The organism is Sulfuritalea sp., assembly GCF_017302275.1.
Lineage (GTDB): Bacteria > Pseudomonadota > Gammaproteobacteria > Burkholderiales > Rhodocyclaceae > Sulfuritalea.
The window spans coordinates 1-21674 of sequence record NZ_JAFLDR010000049.1; the positions used below are offsets into that span (position 1 = coordinate 1).

Consider the following 21674-nt stretch of genomic DNA (forward strand, 5'->3'; position numbering starts at 1 on the left):
ATCTGAGCGAACTGCACACGACCGCACGCAACAAACTCAAGAGCGCTCAAAAGCGCCCCTCGATCATCGCCGCTTGCTGGATGCAGGCTACCTTGTGGTGATGTCATGAATTACGGAAGTCTCAATAATGGTCCAGAGATCGGGTTGTTGACGCACATCAAGGTTGACTAGGTAATGGGCGGGTTTAGAATGTGCGACAAATTGCCGCTGTGGCGAATTGTCGCAGCGCGATGGCAGGATCGGAATCACGGGGATGGAATCATCGAAAGCAGTAAATCCGCAGTATCAACCGGAATGGGAGTTAAGACATGAAACAGTTTAGCAAGCGGGCCACGACGCTGCTTATCGCAGCCGGCATGGGCCTGGCGGCGACGGCCAGCTGGTCGTCGGAAAGCCTGCAGGACGTGCTGAAACGGCGCAACCTGAGCCAGCAGGACCTGCTGGCGGCGGCCAAGACCTACGTGCCGACCGGCAAGCGTGACGAATTCGTCGCCTTCAGCTCGGGCGGGCAGTCGGGCCAAGTCATCGTATACGCCATCCCCTCGATGCGCATCCTCAAGTACATCGGCGTTTTCACTCCCGAACCCTGGCAGGGCTACGGCTTCGACGAAAGCTCGAAGGCCGTGCTGAAGCAGGGTCGCATCGACGGCAAGGACATCACCTGGGGTGACACCCACCACCCGGCCATCTCGGAGACCAATGGCGAGTATGACGGCCAGTTCCTCTTCATCAACGACAAGGCCAATCCGCGCCTGGCGGTTATCGACCTGCGCGACTTCGAGACCAAGCAGATCGTGGTCAACCCGGTCTTCAAGTCCGAGCACGGCGGCGCCTTCGTCACCAGCAATACGGAGTATGTGATGGAAGCCGCGCAGTATGCGGCTCCGCTGGAGAACAAGAAGTTCTACCCGCTCGAAGAGTTCAACGAGAAGTACCGTGGTGGCGTGACTTACTGGAAGTTCGACCGCAAGGAAGGCCGCATCGATCCGAAAAAGTCGTTTTCCCTCGAACTGCCTCCGTATTCCCAGGATCTGTCCGACCTCGGCAAGGGGCCTTCGGATGGATGGTCCTTCACCAACTCCTTCTGTAGCGAACGCTACGTCGGCGGCATCGAAAAGGGACGTCCGCCCTACGAGGCAGGCTGCTCCGCCAAGGACACCGACTACCTGCACGTGATCAACTGGAAGAAAGCCGCCGAACTGGTGGCCCAGGGCAAGGCCAAGAAGATCAACGGCCATGACGTGCTGATGATGGAAACGGCGGTCAAGGAAGGCATCCTCTTCCTGATTCCGGAACCCAAGTCGCCGCACGGCGTCGACGTGACCCCGGACGGCAAGTTCCTCACCGTGGCCGGCAAGCTCGACACACACGTTTCCGTCTATTCCTTCGAGAAGATCATGGCCGCCATCAAGGCGGGCAAGTTCGAATCCAAGGATCCCTACGGTATTCCTGTAATCGCGATGAAGGATGCGCTGCATACCCAGGTATCGCTGGGCCTCGGCCCCTTGCATACCCAGTACGACAGCAAGCCCTGCGTGGCCTACACGTCGCTGTACGTCGATTCGCAGGTGGCGAAGTGGAACTTCTGCGAAGGCAAGGTGCTGGACAAGATCAGCGTGCACTACAACATCGGCCACCTGATGACCATGGAAGGCGATTCGACCAAGCCGGCCGGCAAGTACCTCGTCGCGCTGAACAAGCTGGCGATCGACCGCTTCGTGCCGATCGGCCCGCTGCATCCGCAGAACCACCAGCTCATCGACATCAGCAACGACAAGATGCAGTTGCTGTATGACATGCCGCTGCCGCTGGGCGAGCCGCACTATGTCGTGGCCATCGATGCCAAGAAGCTGAAGCCCGCGGTGCGCTACAAGGTCGGCACCGACAGCCGCACCGACAAGCCGCATCCGGGCGCGGTCCGTGCCGGCGAGGAAAAGACGGTCAAGAAGGGCAACAAGGTCGAGGTCTTCGCCACCCTGATCCGCTCGCACATCACGCCGGAAACCATCGAAGTCGATGTCGGCGACGAAGTGACGATCAACCTGACCAACCTCGAGCGCGCGCAGGACGAGACCCACGGCTTCACGGTGTCGACCTACAACGTGCACGCGTCGGTGGAGCCAGGCAAGACGGTTGCGGTGAAGTTCAAGGCTGACAAGGAAGGCGTCTATCCCTACTATTGCACGGAGTTCTGTTCCGCGCTGCACCTCGAGATGCAGGGTTACCTGCTGGTCAAGCCGAAGGGCTGGAAGCCGACCAAGACGACGCTGGCCCAGGGCAGCTACACGGAAGCCGACTACAAGGCGACCGTGAAGAAGGTGGCCGACACCCAGGCGATCATCGACTCCGTCGTGGCCTACATCACCAGCGTCAACTACAAGGACTTCCCGGATGTCGTGGCGATGGTGGAAGACGCCTTCGACCAGCTCGGCAAGACCAAGGGCCTGAAGGAGAAGCATGAAGGCTTCGCCGCCAAGAAGGACTGGGAGAACGCCAACCTGTGGGCCGAGCAGATCTGGCAATACCAGGTCAAGACCGCCGACCTCGGGCTGCGCGCCAAGACCTACTTGGAGCAGAACGGAGCCAAGAAGGTCAAGTAATTTGGCTTAAATCAAGGCAGCAACCGGGGGGCAGAGTTACTCTGCCCCCCGTTTTTTCTTTTGAGGAGATATACCCATGAACATCAAATTGATTCTTGCCCTCGCCGCCACCGCCGGCTTTGCCGCCCCCGTGCTCGCCGACGGCAAGGCGCTCTACCTGGAAAAGACCTGCATTGCCTGCCATGGCAAGGACGCCAAAAAGCCGCTGACCCCGGAATACCCCAAGCTCGCCGGACAGAACGCGAAGTACGCCGAAAAGCAGATGCAGGACATCAAGAGCGGCGCGCGCGCCAACGGGAACTCCGCAGCGATGAAGGGGGTCATGCATCTGGTGTCGGACGAGGAAATCAAGCAACTCGCGAAATATTTGTCGGAAATCAAGTGAGCCCGGCCTCCGCGCCTAGCGGCTTGATGTCTATCAATGAATGCTAATATGCCTGGACAGATAATGGCTTCAGGCTAACCAACACTGAGGAAACGAAATGCACAAGATACTTACCGTGGCGCTCTCGCTGGCCCTGGTTCCCGCCTTCGCGCTGGCCGCGCCGCCCGCGCCGAAGGCCGCCGGCATCGAGTCCAAGGATTACCAGTGGGCGAAGATGGAAGGTGAATTGAAGGAAGCCCTGGACAAGAAGGGCGACGTCAAGCGCGGCAAGGAAACCTATGAAATCTGCGGCGCCTGCCACCTGCCTTCCGGCGCCGGGCGCTCCGACGGCACCTTCCCGCAGCTCGCCGGCCAGCACAGCACGGTGCTGATCAAGCAGATGGCCGACATTCGCATGGGCCTGCGCGACAACCCGACGATGTATCCCTTCGCCAAGGAAATGACCGACCATCAGGACCTGGCAGACACTGCGGCCTACATCCAGAGCCTGTGCATCCCGGTCGACCACGGCAAATACGAGGGCCCCGACGCCGCGAAGCAGGTCGCCGCCGGCAAGGAACTCTACGAAAAGCAGTGCGTCGAGTGCCACAAGGCCAACGGCGAAGGCGTCAAGGAGAAGTTCTATCCCGTGCTCGCCGGCCAGCACTACAAGTACCTGCTGCGCCAGATGACCGAGATCCGTGACGGCCATCGCCGCAACGCCAATCCGGACATGGTCAAGGTGATCAAGCCCTACACCAATGACCAACTGGTGGCGATTTCGGCCTACCAGGCCAGCCTTTCCATGCCGGGCTCGATGTGCAAAGCCGGCCCGGCCAAGGGCGGCGCGAAGAAGAAATAACAGCGATCCGAAGCTTCCGCGCTCATCCGGAGCGCGGAACGCAGGCGGGCGGCATCATCCCCTGACAGCGAGTACATCATGCAAGACCAAAGCAAGCAGAACCGGTTGATCACGGTTCTAACCCTGATCGGCCTGACGGCCCTGATTGCCGCCTATTTTTCGCCGATCTGGTGGGTATCGCTGACGGCACCCAACTACCCCAAGGACGCGTTTCCGGACGGCATCCGCATCCACTTTCATTTCGACGGCGTGTATAACGGCTGCCGCGCCGCCGGCAAGGGCACGCGCATGGCCGACGAAGTGCTGCAAAAGGACCTCGACCACTCCGTGGAACGCTTCAACCCCATCCTCGACGCGAAGAAGAACGTCAACAAGGATGCGGAAGGTCTTGACTGCGTGCACGAGATGAACACCATCAACCATTACGTGGGCATGTTCCCGATCTCGACCGGTGCGCCGGTCGAGAAACCACTGGCCAAGTTCTTCTTCGGCTTCTTCGCGGTGATGCTGCTGGGGTTCATCACGCCCGAGGGCCGCAAGCGTGCCCTGGTGCTTGCCGCCGGCTTTGCCGCAGTCGCGGTCTGGATGGTGGTGCACCAGTTCGCCCTGGGGCACATGGAGAGCCACATCGCCGTCTATGTCGAGGAAGCCGGCACCTTCTTCAAGGAACCCGACAAGATCAAGGCCTGGGGCGACAACGTGCGTGTCGTTACGACGGCGGTGATCGTCGGCCTGATGGTGGCCATGGCCATCGTCGTCGCCGGCGTCGCGAAATTCCGCGGCTTCTCGCTTCTGCTGGCGCTGGTTCCTGCGCTGATGCCGGTCTTCTTCGTCATCGAGTATGCCGGCTGGCTGTGGTTCTTCGGCCACAACATGCATCCCTGGGGCGCTTTCACGGTCAAGCCCTTCATGCCCACCGTGTTCGGCGAGGGCAAGGTCGCGCAGTTTTCCACCTATTCCTACCCTTACTGGGGCTACGCGCTGCTGCTGATAGCTTCCGCTTGCCTGGCGCTGGCATTGCTGCTGCGTCGCAAGCAGTTGCGCGAGTCCTGAGGAACCCGGCGTCATGAACGCGCACCGGGTCCGACTGCTGCCGGCCCTGCTGCTTGGCGTTTCCTCCCTGCTGGTGGCAAGCCCCGCCGACCGCGACGAGGCAAGCCCGCCCTCCCTTGGAGCGACGGCGGACTTGTCCACGGCGCCGAGGGTCGGCGTCGATCGGCCCAAGCCCACCTTCATGCTCCACGAGCGCGACAAGCGCGTGCATGGCCTGAAGCCCTTCCAGATCCTGGTCGACGCGGCGCCGGCCGGTTCGACCCTGCGGCCGCCGCCGGGAAGCTACGCGGGCCCGGTGGTGCTGACCAAGCCGCTGGTCATCGACGGTGATGGCAAGGTCACCATCGATGCCGGGGACCGGGGCACGGTGTTCTCGGTGGAAACCGCTGGCGCCACGCTGCGCGGCCTGCACCTGACCGGTTCCGGCGATTCGCACGATACCGACGATTCGTGTCTGGATGTCCGCGGCCACCGCAACGTGATCGAAAACGTGGTAATCGACAACTGCCTGTTCGGCATCGACCTCAAGCAGTCGAGCGACAGCATCGTCAGGAACAACAAGGTGAGCTCGAAGCCGCGCGATCTCGGCGTGCGCGGCGACGGCCTGCGCCTGTGGTACAGCAACCGCAACCTGGTCGAGGGCAACGAAGTCACCGATTCGCGAGACATGGTGGCCTGGTATTCGAACGACAACGTCTTTCGCGGAAATGTCGGCCGGCGCAGCCGCTATTCGATCCACTTCATGTTCGCCAACAACAACGTGGTCGAGGGCAACAGCTTCTACGACAACGCGGTGGGTGTGTATTTCATGTACACCGAGGGCGGGGTGCTGCGGAACAACCTGATTTCGCACGCCACCGGTGCGGCCGGCATGGCGGTTGGTTTCAAGGAGGCCAGCAATGCCGTGGTGGAGGGCAACGAGATCATCTATTGCGCGGTCGGCATCGGTTCCGACCTGTCTCCCTTCCAGCCCGACAGCAAGATCTGGATGCGCAACAATCGATTTGCCTACAATGGCATCGCGGTGAAGCTGACCAGCGAACTGGGCGGCAACGTGGTCACCGACAATGTCTTTGAGGGAAACCTGACCAACGTGGTGCAGGCCGGGCGCGGCGAATCCGGGCGCAACGAATGGCGCGGCAACTACTGGGACGACTATCAGGGCTTCGATCGCGATGGCAACCGGGTGGGCGACACGCCCTACGAGCTGTATGCCTATGCCGACCAGATATGGATCGAAATGCCTCCGGCGCGATTTTTCAAGAACTCGCCGGTGATGGAACTGCTGGATTTTCTCGAGCGGCTGGCGCCCTTCTCGTCGCCGGAGTTGACACTGAAGGATGGCACGCCGCGTTTCATCAAACCGGAGCTGGTCAAGAGCAAGGTGACAGGATGAGCGAGTCGAAACCCCCCGTTGTCCCGGCCAAGCCGCCTCTCTCGCGGGAGCGCATGCAACAGGCGCGGCGCAAGTGGTTGCGTACCATCCTGCTCACCGGCGGGGTGACGGGCGCCGCGCTGTCCGGCTTCCTGCCGCTGGTCTATGCGCGCACCAAGCGCCTGCGACCGCCCGGGGCGCTCGACGAAAAGGATTTCCTCTCCTCCTGCATCAAGTGCGGGCAATGTGTTCAGGTCTGCCCCGTGCAGGCGATCAAGCTGGCCGACCTGATTGACGGCTTCGGCGTCGGCGCGCCCTACATCGACGCGCGCGAACAGGCCTGCGATTTCTCCTGCGATGCCGTGCAGTGCATCCTCGCCTGTCCGACCGGGTCGCTGGTGTACAAGAAGCCGGCTTTCCTCGGCACGCGCAAGGGCGCCAAGCTGGCGGCGGCACCCATCCTCAAGGCCAAGGAGAAGGACGCCGAACCGACGCTTAATCTTTCCGAACGCATCGGCGTTGCCCGCCTGACGCGCCCCGAGGCTTGCCTGGCGATCCAGGGCAAGGGTTTCAAGGGCCAGGTGCGCGGCGCCGACTTCAAAGCGCGCATGCGCTACATGGAGGTCGATCGCTGGAAGCCGATCAAGATCGCCGACCATCCTTACGACCTCGCCGAGTGTGACCTGTGCGTGCGCGAATGTCCGGTCAAGGGGGCGATCAGCATCGAGACCGTCTATGCGCCCGACGGCAGTCTGCGCAAGTCACCGGTGGTGCATGAGCCCTGCGTCGGCTGTGGTGTCTGCGAGATGATCTGCCCGGTCGAGCCGACCTGCATCGTCGTCGATGCGCGGGAGGTGTGGAACACATGAACTCTTTCCTCAAACGCCGCTTCTTCGACCAGATCGCCGTGATGTTCGGGCGCGAGGCGCGCAAGCCGCCGTCGATTTCCGAGCGCGCGCAGCAGATCCATGTCCTCAAGCGCGCCACCAACAAGGAACGCCTGCAGGCGGCGATGCTGGCTCACGAGAACGCGAAGAAGGTGCACACCTGGCGCAACCGGCGCTGGGCGGCGCTGATCTTCGTGAACCTGTTCTTCACCGTGTCCTTTTGGCTCGACATCCAGATCCTCGAAGGCGCGCTGACCGCATCGCGCTTCATCGGCTTCCACCTGATCGACCTGAACTCGGCCTTGCAGGTGATGCTGGCGCACAAGCACATCATCGTCAATCTGGTGATCGGCACCGGCACCGTGCTGGTCCTCTGGCTGCTGCTGGGCGGGCGGACATTCTGCTCCTGGGTCTGCCCCTACCACCTGCTGGCGGAATGGGCGGAGAGCATCCACCTCTGGCTGGTGAAGAAGAAGCTGGTGACCGACCAGGCCATCGATCGGCGTCTGCGCACCGGCTCCTGGCTGGTTTTTGCGGCGCTTGCAGTCGCCACCGGATACACCGTTTTCGAGTCGATTTCGCCCACCGGCATCGTCTCGCGCGCCCTGATTTACGGGCCCGGCCTGGCCCTGCTGTGGGTGCTGGCGCTGCTGGTGTTCGAGGTCTTTTTCTCGCGCCGTGCCTGGTGCCGCTATGCCTGCCCGATCGGCCTCACCTACGGCGTGGTCGGCATCTTCTCGCCGGTGCGCGTCAAGTATCGCCTGGAAAACTGCTTCCACGAAGGCGACTGCCGCAAGGTCTGCCTGGTGCCGCATGTGCTGGACACCGTGATCAAGGGCCGTGCCGTCGATGTCGAAGTTCCGCTCGGCCCGGATTGCACGCGCTGTGGATTGTGTGTCGACACCTGCCCGACCGGCTCGCTCAAGTTCGAGGTCAAAGGCCTCTCCAAGCTGTTATGAACCCACCATGATTCGTTTTGAAAATGTCGCGAAGAGCTTTCGCAAGTCCCGCGTGCTCGACGCCATCAACCTGGAGATCGGGCTGGCCGAGCGCGTTGCCCTGATCGGCTCCAACGGAGCCGGCAAGACCACGCTGATCCGCTGCCTGCTCGGCGAATATGCCTTTGAAGGCAAGGTCAGCATCAACGACCGTGATCCGCGCCTGGAGCGCACGGCGGTGCTGGGCAGCATCGGCTTCGTGCCACAGTTGCCGCCGCCGCTGAAAATGCCGGTGTCGCAGTTGATCGAATTTTCCGCCGCGCTGTGCGGCACCGATCCGGCGAAAATCCATGAACTGGCCGCGCGCCTGGGCCTCGACCTCGAACCGATACTGTCGCGGCCCTTCGTCAAGCTTTCCGGCGGCATGAAGCAGAAGCTGCTGATTGCCATCGCCCTGGGCCGCGAGGCCAAACTGCTGATCATGGACGAACCGGCGGCCAACCTCGACCCGGAGGCACGCAAGATATTCTTCGAACTCCTGGCCGAGCGCCAGGATGACACCACCATGCTGATTTCCAGCCATCGCCTCAACGAAGTCTCGGCGCTGGTGAATCGCGTGATCGAGATGGACATGGGCAAAGTGGTGCTCGACGACCGCGTCGCCGACGATGTGTCGCTTTCCGGCCAGTTTGCCTGCCGCATCGCCATCAAGCGCAGCGAGGCGGCTTTCGCCAAGGCCATGCAGGCATGGAACTTCCGCGACCTCGGCGACGGCCTGAAATGGGAAGGCGTGGTGCCCGGTCCCGATCGCCTGCGTTTCATGGGCATGACCTCGCGCTACGTGGCCTTGATCAGCGACTACTCGCTGGAGGAAACCGGCGGCGGACGCAGCCAGTGATGCATCGCCGCCGCTTCCTCGCCGCCGCCACGACCCGGGCCCTGGCACTGACGCCGATCGCGGCCGCGCTTTCCGCTTGCGGCGGCAAGGGCGAGTGGCCCGAGGGCATGGCCGAGATCAAGTGGGATCGCGACACCTGCGTGCGCTGCTCGATGGCCATTTCGGACCGCCGCTTCGCCGCCGAAATGCGCGGTGGCGAGAAGAACATCGTTTTCAAGTTCGACGACATCGGCTGTGCCGTGTTCTGGATGCGCGACAAGGCCAGGGATTTCCCCTGGATGGCCGAGCCGGCGACCCGATTGTGGGTGGCTGATGCCACGGGCAAGGGCGACAAGTGGCTGGATGCGCGCAAGGCCCACTACAGCGGCGGCGCGATGTCGCCGATGGGTTACAACCAGTCGGCGCGGGCCTATGCCGAGGCCGGCAGTTTCGACTTTCGCGAGATGAGCGCTCATGTGCTCGCCAAAGGAAAATAGCAAAATGAAACAACTCTGGCTCACCGCCAAGCTCGATATCGTCGAATCCCTGCGCGCGCGCTGGTTCCAGGTTTATAGCCTGGTCTTCGGCGGCATCGTGGCGCTGCTCTTCCTCTTCGGCCTGACCGAATCGCGCGTGCTCGGCTTCATTGGCCTCTCGCGCCTCCTGGTGACCTACATCCAGCTCACCATGGCGATCCTGCCGATCTTCGTCCTGATCACCACGGTGCGTTCGGTGGCCGGGGATCGCGAAGCCGGCGTCTACGAATACCTGCTCTCGCTGCCGGTGTCGCTGGCGGCCTGGTTCTGGGGAAAGATCCTCGGCCGCTACATCGTCATCTTCCTGCCGGTGTTCGCCGCCATGGTGCTGGCCGTGCTGATCGCCCTGGTGCGCGGCATCGAGGTGCCCTGGGGCATGTTCGGCTACTACACGGCCCTGCTGGCGGTGATGTGCGCCTGCTTCCTCGGTCTCGGCATGCTGATCTCGGCGCTGGCGCGCAGCACCGACATGGCGCAGGGCGCGGCCTTCGTGGTCTGGCTGACGCTGCTCCTGTTCCTCGACCTGATCCTGCTTGGCGTCATGATCCAGGGCAAGGTCTCGCCCGAGGTCGCCGTGACCGTGGCGCTGGCCAATCCGCTGCAAGTCTTCCGCACCGCCGCCCTGGCGCTGTTCGATCCGCAACTGATCGTGCTCGGGCCTTCCGCCTATGTGATCCTCGACCTGTTCGGCGCCACCGGCTACAAGCTGTTCGCGGTGGTCTATCCCACGCTCGTCGGCGTCGCGGCGGCGACGCTGGGTTACCAGATATTCAAGCGGGGTGACCTGCCGTGAGGCATTCGTTTGAAAAGTCGGTGCTGGCGATACGGCGATTTTTCGTCCTCGTGCTCCTGGTTTTGGGTACGGCGCACGCCGCAAGCAGCGACGCCCTGTTCGCCGCGAAGCTCGTCAGCAGCGAGGACAAGCCGGTCGCGCTCGAAACCTTTCGCGGCAAGCCGCTGATCGTGAATTTCTGGGCGCGCTGGTGCGCGCCCTGCCGCGTCGAGATTCCGGAGCTGATCAAGGCCCAGGACAAGTACGCCAAGCGCGGCCTGGTCGTGATCGGCATCGGCCTCGAAGACAAGGCAGAGTCCGTGCGCGACTTCATGAAGGCCTACGAAATGAGCTACACCGTGCTGCTGGCCAAGGCCGGCGGCATCGAACTGATGCAGGCGCTGGGCAACACGCGCGCCGGACTTCCCTTCACCGTGGCGATCGGTCCCAAAGGCAACCTAGTCGCCAGCAAGCTGGGCGCGATGAACCGCGCCGAACTCGACGCTGCCGCCGAAGCGGCGCTGAAATAGACAAGGACGAACGATGACGAAGCCGCTGGAACCGACGCTCGACGCATTGCCCAACCCGTTGCTGCGCTATTTCGCGGCGACGCGGCCGGCCTTCCTTTCCGTCACCTTCGTCGGCTGCCTGCTCGGCTTGGCCACTGCCGCGCACGCCGGCATCGCGCTGGGGCCGGCGCTGGCCACGGCGACGCTGTTCTTCGCCCTGGTGGCCCATGCCGGCGCCAACGTGATCAACGACTACTACGACGCCATCTCCGGTTGCGACGCCGCCAACACCGAGCGCCAGTTTCCCTTCACCGGCGGCAGCCGCTTCATCCAGAACGGCGTGCTGTCCCAGCGCGCCACCGGCGTGTTCGGCTATGCGCTGCTGGCGGCCGTGGTGCCGGCCGGTCTGTGGCTGACGGCGGTGAGCGATCCCGGCCTGATCCTGATCGGACTGGCCGGCCTGATCGTCGGCTGGGCCTATTCGGCGCCACCGCTGAAGCTGCAAGGCCGCGGGCTCGGTGAATTCGCCATCACCGCAGGCTGGCTGCTGGTGGTGGTCGGCAGCGATTTCGTGCAGAGGCGCGGCTTCGATTTTTCCCCGGTAGCGGGCGGCCTCGGCTTCGCGCTGCTGGTGGCCAACGTGCTCTACATCAACCAGTTCCCCGACGTGAAGGCCGATGCCGGCGCCGGCAAGAACACCCTGGTGGTGCGCCTCGGTGTGGATTCGGCGCGCTGGGGCTACGCGCTGATCACGCTGCTGGCCTACGGCTGGCCGCTGGCGATGATTGCCCTCGGCCGGCTGCCGTCGCTGGCGTTGGTCGCCCTGTTGCCGGTCGTCGCCAGCATCGCCGCCGCGCGCGTGCTGTGGGCCAATGCCGCCCATCCGGAGCAACTGGCGCCGGCGCTGAAGCTGACCATCCTTTCCGCCAGCGCGCACGGCCTGCTGCTGGCCATCGTCCTGGTCCTGCCGTGGGGTCACTCCGCCTGATCCTGCCAAGGCTGCTGCTGACGGTCCTGTTGGCGCTGGCACTGCCTGTCGCGTCGGCGGCCTCACTGCAAGCGCTGATCGACGCCACGCCGGCCGGGGGCACGCTGCAACTCAGGCCGGGTTCCTATGTCGGCCCCGTAAGCATCGACAAGCCGCTGACGCTGGACGGTCTCGGCCGCGCGCGGATCGTCGGCAGCGGGCGCGGCACGGTGCTATCCGTCGCGGCCAACGGCGTCACGCTGCGCGGCCTTCACATCGGTGGCAGCGGCGAATCGCACGACGGCGTCGATGCCGGCATCCTGCTCGAAGGCGACGACCATCGGGTCGAGGACAACGTGATCGAGGACGTGCTGTTCGGCATCCACCTGAAGCGCGTCAATCGCTCGCGCGTGGCCCGCAACCGCGTCACCGGCAAGCCGCTCGAGGTCGGCATGCGCGGCGACGCGATCCGGCTCTGGTACAGCCAGCACAACGTCATCGAGGCCAACCGCTTCCGGCGCGGTCGCGACCTCACCTTCGCCAACTCGGCGGACAACCGCATCGCGGGCAACCATTTCGTCGACGGTCGCTACGGCATGCACGTGATCTTTTCGCCGCGCCTGGTGATCGAGGGCAATCGCCTGTCGGACACCGGTACCGGCATCATCGTGCTGTATTCGCCCGACCTGGTGCTGCGCGGCAATTACGTCGCCCATGCGCTGACCGGCGGCGGTGGCGGCATCGTGTTCAAGGAAAGCAACGACGCCCTGGTCGAGGGCAATGAAGTGTTGCATTGCACGGTGGGCCTGCGCGTCGACGCGCCGCCGGAATCGGCGGGAAAGCTCACGGTGAGGAACAATCGCTTCGCCTACAACATCATCGGCCTGTTCTTCTACGGCGAGGCGGGCGGCCATCGCTTCCACGACAATCGCTTCGAGAACAACCTGACCACGGTCGGCATCAGCGCGCCCGGCGCCGGCAGCGCCAACGTCTGGCGCGGCAACTACTGGGACGACTACCAGGGCTTCGACCGCGATGGCGACGGCATCGGCGACACGCCGCACGAGATCTTCCTGTTCGCCGACCGCATCTGGATGGAAACCCCGATGACCACCTTCTTCCGCAATTCGCCGGTGCTGGAAACCCTGGATTTCCTCGAGCGCCTCGCGCCCTTTTCCTCGCCGCACCTGGTGCTGCGCGATCCCGCGCCGCGCATGAAATAGCCCACTACAATCACTTCGTATTCCTCAAGGAACCCGCATGAAATCCAATTCCCTCGTTCGACTGCTTGCAATCGCCGTACTGTCAGCGCCGACTCTTGGCCTTGCCACCGATGCCGACGCCGGCCTCGCCGTGGTCAGGACGCTGGGCACGGTCAATGGCCAGGCCCTGGCCTGCTCCGAAATGGGCGTCGCGGCGCGGGCGCGGCAGTTGATGCTGGCCCATGCGCCGAAGACGCCGCGCTTCGGCGCCGCCTACGAAGAGGCGACCAACGAGGCATTTAACGCGCAGACCGGTTCCGGCAAGCCCTGTGCCAACGCCACTGAACTTGCGGCCCGGATCAATGAGCTGGCCCTGCGGCTCGGCGAGACCCTGCCGGTCGCGCCCAGGCAATGATCGGGCCGGCGCGGATTCGCGGTATCTGCGCCGTGCTGGCCGCAACGTTGGTGCTTGGCGTCGTTCCGGCACTTGCACAGCCCGCGGCACGCCATGATGACTCACCGGCGGCGACCCCGCTGCCGCTGATGCCGCGCTACCTGTTGATGGACGTGCAGGGCCGGGCGGTGACGCAGGAGGATTTCCGCGGCCGCTTCCAGCTCGTCAGCTTCGGTTTCATCTCCTGCCCCGATGTCTGCCCGACCACACTGCTGGAAGTGAAGCAGATCCTCGACGCCCTCGGCGACCAGGCCGCACGCCTGCAGCCGATCTTCATCACGGTCGATCCGGCGCGCGACACGCGCGAGGTGCTGCGTGAGTACACCGCGGCCTTCGACGCGCGCATCCTCGGCCTCACCGGCTCGGCCGAACTGGTGCGCCGCGCCGCCGACAGTTTCCGCGTGCGGTACGAAATCGTGCGCGAGCCCGGTGCCGCGCCCGGCAACTACACCATGAATCACACCGCCGGCATGGTGCTGCTCGACATCCACGGCCGCTTCCTGGCGCGCTTCCCCTACGGCATGGCGGTGCGCGACATCGCCGAGCGCATCCGCACGGAGATGGCGGTCAACGGCCGCTGATACCCGCCATGGCCACCCGTCGCGACTTCCTTGCCGGCGGACTGGCGCTGGCGGCCGGCCATGCTTGCGGCCAATCGAATGCCGTTGGCGGACAGCGCGTGCTCGTCGTCGGCGGTGGCTGGGGCGGCCTCACCGCCGCGCGTCGCCTGCGCCAAACGGCGCCGGAACTCGAGGTGACGTTGATCGAGCGCGAGGCTGCCTTTCGCTCGCTGCCGCTGTCCAACGCCTGGCTGGTCGGGCGCACGCCGGAAGCCCTGCCGCGCCAGGATTACGCCATCGCCGCAAGAGGTTTGGGTTACCGCTACCTGCAGGCCGAGGTCACTGCCATCGATCGCGAACGGCGCCGGGTGCAGGCCGGCCCCGACACGCTGGCCTACGACTGGCTGATCCTCGCCGCCGGCATCCGTTACGACTACGCGCCCTGGCTGGGGGATGACGCGCGCGCCATCGAGACCGTGCGCCGGCTCTATCCCGCGGGCTATGTCGTCGGCGAACTCGAGGCGCTGCAGCGCAAGCTGGCGCAGTTCAAGGGCGGCGTATTGCTGATGACCGTGCCGCCCGGGCCCGCGCGCTGCCCGCCGGCACCGTATGAGCGCGCCATGATGATCGCCTGGTGGCTGAAGACGCGGCGCATCCCGGGCCGCCTCGTGCTGGTCGATGCCGGCGGCGGCATGCAGCGCTTCAACCGCGTGTTCGTCGAGCGCTACCGGGACCAGGTGCAGCACCTTACCCACGCCACGGTGAAAGCCCTCGATCCCTTCGCGCGGACCCTCGCCACGGAATTCGACGCGATCCGCTTCGACGACGCGATCATCATCCCGCCGCAGGGCGCGGCCGACATCGTGCGCCAGGCCGGCCTGCTCGAACCAGACGCCGCGGGCAAACCCGGCGCCTGGGCCGCCTTCGATCCGCTGCACCTGCACGCGGCCGGTGACGAGCGCCTGTTCCTCGTCGGCGACCTGCTCGGCCGCGCATCGCCGCTGTTCGGCGCCTATCCCAAGAGCGCGCACATGGCCGCGCGCCTCGGCCGCATCGCCGCCGACGAAATCATCGCCCGCTCACGCGGAAAGATGCCGGTGCAGGCGCTGCCGGAGAGCGTCTGCCACCTCTACACCGACGTCGATCCGATGGAGGCGATGCGCATCGACGCACAGTACCGCGTGCGCGGCGACGGCCTCATCACCCAGACCGTGCGCCAGCACGAAGATCCGCAGCCGCGCGGCGAGGATCTGGTGTGGGTGCAAGGCCTCTACCGGGAAATGCTGGCGCCTTGAGGCTTGTCGCGGACGCTTGGGCCGCGTCGCCGGAATCCGATGCATGGCGGCCATCCCTGTGCGGAACCGCGGGCTTGAAGAAGGGCTGTCGCGCCGTGTGCATCTGCAATTTCCGCAGCTTCCTCCGTATATCTACGTGGTGAAGCGCAACCCGATATCTGTTACCGTCAATCATGCGGCCATTGCCTGTCGGCGCGGTCTGCACCAAGGAAAGCACCCAAGCCACCCGCAGAAGTTTGACGATGAGTATGCGATGCCGAGCCGGCAACCCATGGTAGGAATGGCAAAGCCACCGCGCAGCGGCCTGTTCCGCCTTCAGGTGGGCGCGGCGGTGCTGTCGGTTTTTCTCGCGGGCGGGCACGCCGCTGCGCGCTCGCTGTCGGACGACGAAGCCAGCCGGCTTTCGCTCGAGGACCTGCTGGCGGTGGAGGTGTATTCGACGGAGCATTACGTCCGCCAGCTCTCGGGGGCGGCATCATCGGCAAGCGTGGTCACGGCGGCCGAAATCCGCGCCTATGGCTACCGCAACCTGGCCGATATCCTGAAGAGCATGCCGGGACTGTACGTTACCAATGATCGCAATTACAGCTATCTGGGCAGTCGCGGTTTCGGCAACGTCGGGGACTGGAACAGTCGCGTGCTGTTCCTGGTCGACGGCAATCGGGTTAACGAGAACATCTACGATAGCGCCTATATCGCCAACGACTTCATCGTCGATGTCGGGCTGATCGATCGTGTCGAGTACGTGGCGGGTCCGGCCGCTGCGATGCTCTATGGCAACAATGCCTTTTTCGGTGTCGTCAATGTGACCACCAGGAGCGGACACCAGCTCGACGGTGGCGAAGCCGCGGCGACCATCGGCAGCGGCGCGGCGCGCAAAGCCAGGTTCAGCTATGGCAAGCGCCTGGACAGCGGCCTCGATGTGCTGCTGTCGGGGTCACGCCTTAAGATCGACGGAACGGACCAGTTCGTTCCCGAACTGAACGACACATCCCGCAAGCTCGACCACGAGCGTGCCGACCATCTGTTCGCCAAGTTCTCCTATGGCGACTTTGTCCTTGAGATGGCCCGTAGCGAACGCACGAAGGGCATTCCCAATGCCTCGTACCAACAGGTCTTCAACGACCCGCGCAGTGGAACGGTGGATGAGCAGCAGTTCGTCACGCTGAAGTACAACCGCACCCTGGAAAAGGATTCGGCGCTGAGCGGCCGGCTGTATATGGGCAGTTACGACTTTGCCGGCAGCACCGTCTATGACCGTGCGGCGGTGGCGCCGCCCGACATCGCGGTATATCGGGACAGCGCCCGGGGCCGCTGGTGGGGTGGCGAGATCAAGTTTGTCAGCTCCGGTGCGAATGGGCACAAGCTCCTGCTGGGGGCGGACTACCAGAACAATCCCTCAAAGCGGCAGCGAGCCGGCTATCTGGACCAGGCCCCCGACCTTGACGACAGGCGCAAGGACGCCAGCTGGGGCCTCTATGCGCACGATCAGGTTTCGCTTGGCCAAACCCTTGAACTTGACATCGGTGGGCGCTACGACCGCGCGGCCGACGGGACTGCCCACTTCCACCCGCGCCTTGGCCTGATCCGGCAACTGCTCCCCGACACCGTCGGCAAGCTGCTCTACGGCGAGGCATTCCGTCCGCCTAACGTCTACGAAGCCTTCTACGATATTGGCGATCGCTACCAGCCCAACCCCGAGCTGAGTCCGGAGACCATAAAGACCGCTGAACTGGTGCTGGAACATCGTCCGGACGCAGGCAGCCTGATCTCCGCGACCCTGTTTCGCAACGAAATGCGCAAGCTGATCGACTACGCGCAGACAGCCGATCCGGACGGCGTCCCGGATTCCGGCGACGAAATCTTCCGGTTCGAGAACCTGCGAAACCTGACCACCAGCGGAGCGGAATTGCGATTCGACCGCCAGTTGCAGAACGGCGGCAGTTTCCGGATCAGCTACACCCGGCAGCGCACGCGCGACCATTCAGGCGGCCGGATGCAGAACTCGCCACGCGACCTTGCAAAGCTCAACTGGAACCAGCCGCTGCGCGACACCGGCTTGCGGGCGGGAATCGAAATGCAATATGTCGGCTCGCGGGTCAATTTTGCCGGCGATGCGATCGGACAGCACCTGCTGACCAACCTGACGTTCTCCCGAAATGACTCCAGGGTTTTCGATCTATCGCTGACGATAGCCAACCTCTTCAACCGCAAGCTGGCCGATCCTGCGGCCTTCTTCCACGATCCGGTCAGGCGCATTCCGTTGGATGGCCGCACCTGGCAAGTGCAAGCGACCTACCGGTTCTGATCCGATGCGACTAACCGGAATCTGCAACAAGCTGGCCGCACGGGACGTCGTCCGGCGCCTCGCGGTTCTGTTGCTGGCACTGCTCGTCCTTCCCGCGAACGCGGAGGGCGACCGGGCCAGTGCCGAAAGCGTCAAGGCCGGTTTCGTCTATAACTTCACGAAATTCAGCACATGGCCTGCGCCGGGCGGTGGCGCCGACCCCTTGCGGATATGCACCCTGGGCAGAGGCGCGCTGAATGGGCAGCTTGCCCGCCTGCAAGGACGAACCGTGGGCGAGAGGGAGATCGAGATTCAGGTGTGGCCGCCATCCGACGATTGGGCAAAATGCCACGTGCTTTTTGTTTCCCGCGAGGACGGCGAACGCGCCGAGTCCATACTTCGGCAACTCGCCGGGAAACCCGTGCTGACCATCGGCGACGTTCCCGACTTTTCCCGGCGCGGCGGCATGATCGAATTGATCGAGTTGGAAAACAAGCTGCGCTTCAACATCAGCCTGGTCACCGTCCAGCGCTCGGGACTCCGCATGAGCAGCCAGCTGTTGAAGCTCGCGACGAGGGTCTGGCAGTGACGCTGGCATCGCTGCTCCGCTCCCTGCGCGAGGTACCCGCCCCCAGCACACTGGTCGGCAAGCTGACGCGAATCTATCTTTTTCTCGCGCTCATGATCCTGTTGTGCGCCGGAATTGCGACCCAGGTCTTCATTTACCACTACGCCCGCACCAATGCCGCGCAGAATCTGCGCACCCATGCGGTAGCGCTGGCGCACAGCCTCGAAGCGGCCGTCATGTTCGATGATGCCTCGTTCGCCGAACAGGGTCTTGGCAACCTCGAACACTACCCCGAGGTAGTGGCGGCGCGGGTAACGCTTGCCGACGGCCGAACCTTGGCGCGCCATGGCAATTCCATCGCCCCGGATCTTGCGGACGGGCAGGGGCAGGAGGTGCGGGTGAGCTGGAAATACATGGGCATCACCGTTCCAATCCGCACCGATTCCGGCAATCCGGGGCGACTTTCGCTGCAGGTCAGCATCGAGCGCCTGAATCGCGAAAGCATGCTGATCCTGGCCAGTGGCGCCGCCCTCGGCCTGGTGATCCTCGTCGCGGCCTATCTGCTCTTCATTCGCATGAGCCGGCGCGTGTCGCAGCCGGTCGAGACGCTTGGGCGGGTAATTCGCGAGATCGATCGCAACCGTGACTACGCGATGCGAGCTCCGGTCCAGAGCAACGATGAAATCGGGGCCCTGGCGGAGACCTTCAATTCGATGATCGCCTCGCTGGAACAACAGAAACACAGTCTCGATCGCGAGCTTGCAGAGCGCAGGAAAGCCGAGGCGGAACTGGAGCGGCATCGTCTCCACCTGGCGGCGTTGGTCGACGAGCGGACAAGGGAACTGACCTTGGCAAAGGAGGCGGCCGAGTCGGCGAATGTAGCCAAGAGTGCATTTTTGGCCAATATGTCGCACGAGATACGAACTCCGCTCAATGCGATCACGGGCATGGCCCACCTGCTGCGGCGCGGCGGCCTCAGCCAGCCTCAGGGAGAGCGCCTCGACAAACTCGAGAATGCGAGCAGGCACCTTCTCGAAATCGTATGCGCCATCCTCGATCTCTCGAAAATCGACGCGGGCAAAATGGAGCTTGAAGTAGGCGAGGTCAGCGTCGAAGGCCTGGTCGCGGGCGTCGGCTCCATTGTCCAGAGTCAGATCGACGCTAAAGGTCTCGCGCTGCGAACCGAAATCCTGCCGCCTTCTTGCGGCGTATTCGGCGACGTGACTCGCTTGCGCCAGGCCCTGCTCAATCTGGTGGGCAATGCAATCAAATTCACGGAGAAAGGCTCGATCACGATACGTGTCAGGCCGATCGAGGAAAAGGCCGAATCCGTCGTGATTCGGTTCGAGGTCGCGGATACCGGGATCGGCATTGCGCCGGAGGCCCGGGAAAGGCTATTCACGGCTTTCGAACAGGGCGACAACTCGATGACGCGGAAATTCGGTGGTACCGGACTGGGGCTCGCGATCACCAGGCGACTCGCGCTATTGATGGGAGGCGATGCCGGCGTCGAGAGCGCACCCGGGCGAGGCAGCACATTCTGGTTTGACGCCCGTTTGAAGACCGGGCCGGCGATTCCCGCAATGCCGCCAGGCATTGATGGCCGCGAGGCGGAGGCCATGTTGCGGCGCGACCATGCGGGCCGTCGCGTACTAATGGCGGAGGATGAACCGGTCAATCAGGAGATCGCCAAGATACTCCTCGGCGACGTTGGGCTGCTCGTGGACTGCGCCGAAGACGGGCAAGCCGCGTTCGAACTGGCGGCGATGCATTCCTATGACATCATCCTGATGGACATGCAGATGCCCCGGATGGACGGCCTGGAAGCGACGCGGCAGATTCGCACGTTGCCCCTGCACCGAAATACGCCGATCCTGGCGATGACCGCCAACGCGTTTGCCCAGGACAAGGCGCGTTGCCTGGACGCCGGAATGAGCGACTTCATTTCCAAGCCGGTGCATCCGGATACCTTGCGCTCGGCGATGCTCAAGTGGTTGTCGACAATCCGAAGCCAACCGTCCGGATGGAGGCCTTGACCAGCAACCGACGGCCGCGTGTGGGGAGCGACACTACAGGACCATGAAGCCGGCTGCGAAGCGATCGACAATGGCGGCCGCTTCGGTGTCGTCGGCTGGGCCGCCGTCCGCGGCTTGCCCTTTTCAACCTCCAGCGTATTGAGCACGCGCACCGGCTTGTCGCCAACATCGGTGAACTGATGCACCGGGTTGGCCTGCGTCGCATAGGGTCCACCCGCCGAGAGGTGGCGAGGCTCCTTGCCATCGATGCGCAACTCGATCGTGCCCTCGATCACCGTGTCGCCCGCAAGCGGTGGGACTCATGCGATCCAATGGTGGGTTCAGAAGCGAAGCTTGATCCATTCGCATCGACATGCTTGTCGTGGTGCCGCGTGAGGCTGCGGAGGCGAGAGAGCCTAATGCCTCGCGAATACGCTGGTCTTGCCGTCCGGTCCCACCAGCAGCGTACTGTAGGCTTCGCGCCGGATGTCGCGGTCCTGGCCGGCGTTGTCGAGGATGGTGCAGGCGGTTTCGCAGAAGGGATTCGACTGTTCGCGCCCCGGCGCGCCGCGCGGCAGGCCGGGTACGGCGAGTCCGCGCGCGCTCGGCTTTTCCTTGAGCAGCAGCTTGATGTCCTCGGCGGGGACATGGCCCTCGATGAAATAGTTGCCCACTTTTGCGGTGTGCACGGACTCGAGTTCCGCCGGCACGTTGAGCCAGCGCTTGACGCGCGGCATGCTGGCCGCCTCCTTTTCCTGGATGCTGACGCTGAAGCCGGCCTGGCGCAGGTGGTCGGCCCAGTCGATGCACGCCAGGCACGGGCTGGGCGCGAAGACGGTGATCGGCGGCAGAACTGCATCCCCGGCAAAGGCCGGCGCGGTCGCGCCTGCCGCGAGCAGCAGAAGCAGCCTGCTCAGCATGGCTTCCCCGGCTTGCAGTCCTTGAGTATCCACAGCGACATCTCTCCGGCCAGTTCGTCGGCGCGAACCTTGCGCGCCATGCTCAGGGCGTCGCGGCCGGCATCGGTCTTCAGTGTCGGATCGGCGCCTGCCTGCAACAGCAGCTTGCCGTTCGCGGTGCGTGTCGAGAAGGCCGCCATGTGCAGCGGTGTGCGGCCTTCGCCGTCGCGCGCATTGACCGCGGCGCCGGCGGCCAGCAGCACCTGCAGCGGGCCGCTGTCGCCGTTCATCGCCGCGTAGTGCAGCGGCGTGATGCCCAGGGCGGTGCGGGCATCGCGTGCCTGCGGCGCGGCCTTGAGGATTTTCTCGACATCCTGCCGCGTGCCCAGGCGGGCCGCGTCGTGGATCGGTTGCTCGTTCATGCCCAGCGTCGGCTCCGCGGCGGCATGCGGGCCGTGGGAGAGGGCGCAGGCAAGCAGGACGGCGATGTTGCGCAGGGTTCTGCCGAAGAAATTCATCACTGGCTTCACGGTTATCGGGGCAGGAAATAGTACACCGTGGACGGAAATATTGTCGCTGGCGGACATAGAATTTCCTGCCCGCGAGTTGACGGGTACCAAAGCCCCCGGTGCATCGGGTGCGCCAAATATCGCC

The 21674-nt window shown here is 64.0% G+C and carries 21 protein-coding genes; 19 read left to right on the forward strand and 2 right to left on the reverse strand.

Going from position 1 to position 21674, the window contains the following annotated elements:
* The first annotated feature begins 308 nt into the window (after positions 1-308).
* The 19 genes from nosZ (at position 309) to J0M27_RS18845 (ending at position 20142) form a co-directional block, all read left to right on the forward strand.
* Positions 309-2600, forward strand: a complete 2292-nt coding sequence (gene nosZ, locus J0M27_RS18755) for a Sec-dependent nitrous-oxide reductase (protein ID WP_294995376.1) — start codon at positions 309-311, stop codon at positions 2598-2600.
* A gap of 76 nt (positions 2601-2676) precedes the next feature.
* Entirely contained in the window at positions 2677-2985 is a 309-nt protein-coding gene (locus J0M27_RS18760) for a c-type cytochrome (protein ID WP_294995378.1), read from the forward strand.
* A 97-nt stretch (positions 2986-3082) separates the two neighbouring features.
* A complete protein-coding gene (locus J0M27_RS18765) occupies positions 3083-3826 on the forward strand; it encodes a c-type cytochrome (RefSeq protein WP_294995380.1) in 744 nt (247 codons plus the stop codon).
* A 78-nt stretch (positions 3827-3904) separates the two neighbouring features.
* Positions 3905-4879 (forward strand): hypothetical protein, encoded by a 975-nt coding sequence (locus J0M27_RS18770; protein WP_294995382.1) that lies wholly within the window; start codon positions 3905-3907, stop codon positions 4877-4879.
* Positions 4880-4892: 13 nt separating this feature from the next.
* Complete coding sequence (gene nosD / locus J0M27_RS18775; protein ID WP_294995385.1) at positions 4893-6275, forward strand: nitrous oxide reductase family maturation protein NosD; 1383 nt, start codon at positions 4893-4895, stop codon at positions 6273-6275.
* Positions 6272-7123: a 4Fe-4S dicluster domain-containing protein gene (locus J0M27_RS18780; RefSeq protein WP_294995388.1), complete on the forward strand. Its 852-nt coding sequence runs from the start codon at positions 6272-6274 to the stop codon at positions 7121-7123. The genes nosD (J0M27_RS18775) and J0M27_RS18780 overlap by 4 nt, the downstream gene beginning before the upstream one ends.
* On the forward strand, positions 7120-8100 hold the full coding sequence (locus J0M27_RS18785) for a NapH/MauN family ferredoxin-type protein (protein ID WP_294995390.1): 981 nt from the start codon (positions 7120-7122) through the stop codon (positions 8098-8100). The genes J0M27_RS18780 and J0M27_RS18785 overlap by 4 nt, the downstream gene beginning before the upstream one ends.
* A gap of 7 nt (positions 8101-8107) precedes the next feature.
* Positions 8108-8977: an ABC transporter ATP-binding protein gene (locus J0M27_RS18790; RefSeq protein ID WP_294995392.1), complete on the forward strand. Its 870-nt coding sequence runs from the start codon at positions 8108-8110 to the stop codon at positions 8975-8977.
* On the forward strand, positions 8977-9453 hold the full coding sequence (locus J0M27_RS18795; RefSeq protein WP_294995396.1) for a protein NosL: 477 nt from the start codon (positions 8977-8979) through the stop codon (positions 9451-9453). Before J0M27_RS18790 ends, J0M27_RS18795 begins: the two co-directional genes overlap by 1 nt.
* A gap of 4 nt (positions 9454-9457) precedes the next feature.
* Positions 9458-10285 carry an ABC transporter permease subunit gene (locus J0M27_RS18800; protein WP_294995399.1) on the forward strand — a complete coding sequence of 276 codons (828 nt, stop codon included), beginning with the start codon at positions 9458-9460 and terminating at the stop codon, positions 10283-10285.
* On the forward strand, positions 10282-10794 hold the full coding sequence (locus J0M27_RS18805; RefSeq protein ID WP_294995402.1) for a TlpA disulfide reductase family protein: 513 nt from the start codon (positions 10282-10284) through the stop codon (positions 10792-10794). Before J0M27_RS18800 ends, J0M27_RS18805 begins: the two co-directional genes overlap by 4 nt.
* 13 nt (positions 10795-10807) lie before the next feature.
* On the forward strand, positions 10808-11761 hold the full coding sequence (locus tag J0M27_RS18810; RefSeq protein WP_294995405.1) for a prenyltransferase: 954 nt from the start codon (positions 10808-10810) through the stop codon (positions 11759-11761).
* A complete protein-coding gene (gene nosD, locus J0M27_RS18815) occupies positions 11743-12963 on the forward strand; it encodes a nitrous oxide reductase family maturation protein NosD (protein ID WP_294995408.1) in 1221 nt (406 codons plus the stop codon). The genes J0M27_RS18810 and nosD (J0M27_RS18815) overlap by 19 nt, the downstream gene beginning before the upstream one ends.
* Positions 12964-13000: 37 nt before the next feature.
* Positions 13001-13357, forward strand: coding sequence for a hypothetical protein (locus tag J0M27_RS18820; protein ID WP_294995410.1), 357 nt, complete (start codon positions 13001-13003; stop codon positions 13355-13357).
* The gene (locus J0M27_RS18825; protein WP_294995413.1) at positions 13354-13977 is read left to right on the forward strand and encodes an SCO family protein; all 624 of its coding nucleotides are present in this window, start codon (positions 13354-13356) and stop codon (positions 13975-13977) included. Before J0M27_RS18820 ends, J0M27_RS18825 begins: the two co-directional genes overlap by 4 nt.
* Before the next feature lie 8 nt (positions 13978-13985).
* Positions 13986-15251 (forward strand): FAD/NAD(P)-binding oxidoreductase, encoded by a 1266-nt coding sequence (locus J0M27_RS18830; protein WP_294995416.1) that lies wholly within the window; start codon positions 13986-13988, stop codon positions 15249-15251.
* Between the two features lie 16 nt (positions 15252-15267).
* Positions 15268-17559, forward strand: coding sequence for a TonB-dependent receptor (locus J0M27_RS18835; protein WP_294995420.1), 2292 nt, complete (start codon positions 15268-15270; stop codon positions 17557-17559).
* Between the two features lie 70 nt (positions 17560-17629).
* Complete coding sequence (locus J0M27_RS18840) at positions 17630-18127, forward strand: YfiR family protein (RefSeq protein ID WP_294995423.1); 498 nt, start codon at positions 17630-17632, stop codon at positions 18125-18127.
* A gap of 92 nt (positions 18128-18219) precedes the next feature.
* On the forward strand, positions 18220-20142 hold the full coding sequence (locus tag J0M27_RS18845; protein WP_294995463.1) for an ATP-binding protein: 1923 nt from the start codon (positions 18220-18222) through the stop codon (positions 20140-20142).
* Between the two features lie 395 nt (positions 20143-20537).
* On the opposite strand, the gene J0M27_RS18850 is transcribed toward J0M27_RS18845, so the two are convergent.
* Both J0M27_RS18850 and J0M27_RS18855 read right to left on the reverse strand, forming a co-directional pair.
* Positions 20538-21041: a DUF411 domain-containing protein gene (locus J0M27_RS18850; RefSeq protein ID WP_294995426.1), complete on the reverse strand. Its 504-nt coding sequence runs from the start codon at positions 21039-21041 to the stop codon at positions 20538-20540.
* Entirely contained in the window at positions 21035-21538 is a 504-nt protein-coding gene (locus J0M27_RS18855; RefSeq protein ID WP_294995430.1) for an ankyrin repeat domain-containing protein, read from the reverse strand. The genes J0M27_RS18850 and J0M27_RS18855 overlap by 7 nt, the downstream gene beginning before the upstream one ends.
* Positions 21539-21674 lie beyond the last annotated feature (136 nt).

Coding starts and splice junctions, on each gene's coding strand:
- J0M27_RS18825 (WP_294995413.1), top strand. CDS start 13,354: ATGATCGGGCCGGCGCGGATTCGCGGTATCTGCGCCGTGCTGGCCGCA.
- nosZ (WP_294995376.1), top strand. CDS start 309: ATGAAACAGTTTAGCAAGCGGGCCACGACGCTGCTTATCGCAGCCGGC.
- J0M27_RS18760 (WP_294995378.1), top strand. CDS start 2,677: ATGAACATCAAATTGATTCTTGCCCTCGCCGCCACCGCCGGCTTTGCC.
- J0M27_RS18770 (WP_294995382.1), top strand. CDS start 3,905: ATGCAAGACCAAAGCAAGCAGAACCGGTTGATCACGGTTCTAACCCTG.
- J0M27_RS18790 (WP_294995392.1), top strand. CDS start 8,108: ATGATTCGTTTTGAAAATGTCGCGAAGAGCTTTCGCAAGTCCCGCGTG.
- nosD (WP_294995385.1), top strand. CDS start 4,893: ATGAACGCGCACCGGGTCCGACTGCTGCCGGCCCTGCTGCTTGGCGTT.
- J0M27_RS18785 (WP_294995390.1), top strand. CDS start 7,120: ATGAACTCTTTCCTCAAACGCCGCTTCTTCGACCAGATCGCCGTGATG.
- J0M27_RS18830 (WP_294995416.1), top strand. CDS start 13,986: ATGGCCACCCGTCGCGACTTCCTTGCCGGCGGACTGGCGCTGGCGGCC.
- J0M27_RS18845 (WP_294995463.1), top strand. CDS start 18,220: ATGATCCTGTTGTGCGCCGGAATTGCGACCCAGGTCTTCATTTACCAC.
- J0M27_RS18780 (WP_294995388.1), top strand. CDS start 6,272: ATGAGCGAGTCGAAACCCCCCGTTGTCCCGGCCAAGCCGCCTCTCTCG.
- J0M27_RS18795 (WP_294995396.1), top strand. CDS start 8,977: ATGCATCGCCGCCGCTTCCTCGCCGCCGCCACGACCCGGGCCCTGGCA.
- J0M27_RS18855 (WP_294995430.1), bottom strand. CDS start 21,538: ATGAATTTCTTCGGCAGAACCCTGCGCAACATCGCCGTCCTGCTTGCC.
- J0M27_RS18850 (WP_294995426.1), bottom strand. CDS start 21,041: ATGCTGAGCAGGCTGCTTCTGCTGCTCGCGGCAGGCGCGACCGCGCCG.
- J0M27_RS18810 (WP_294995405.1), top strand. CDS start 10,808: ATGACGAAGCCGCTGGAACCGACGCTCGACGCATTGCCCAACCCGTTG.
- J0M27_RS18800 (WP_294995399.1), top strand. CDS start 9,458: ATGAAACAACTCTGGCTCACCGCCAAGCTCGATATCGTCGAATCCCTG.
- J0M27_RS18820 (WP_294995410.1), top strand. CDS start 13,001: ATGAAATCCAATTCCCTCGTTCGACTGCTTGCAATCGCCGTACTGTCA.
- J0M27_RS18765 (WP_294995380.1), top strand. CDS start 3,083: ATGCACAAGATACTTACCGTGGCGCTCTCGCTGGCCCTGGTTCCCGCC.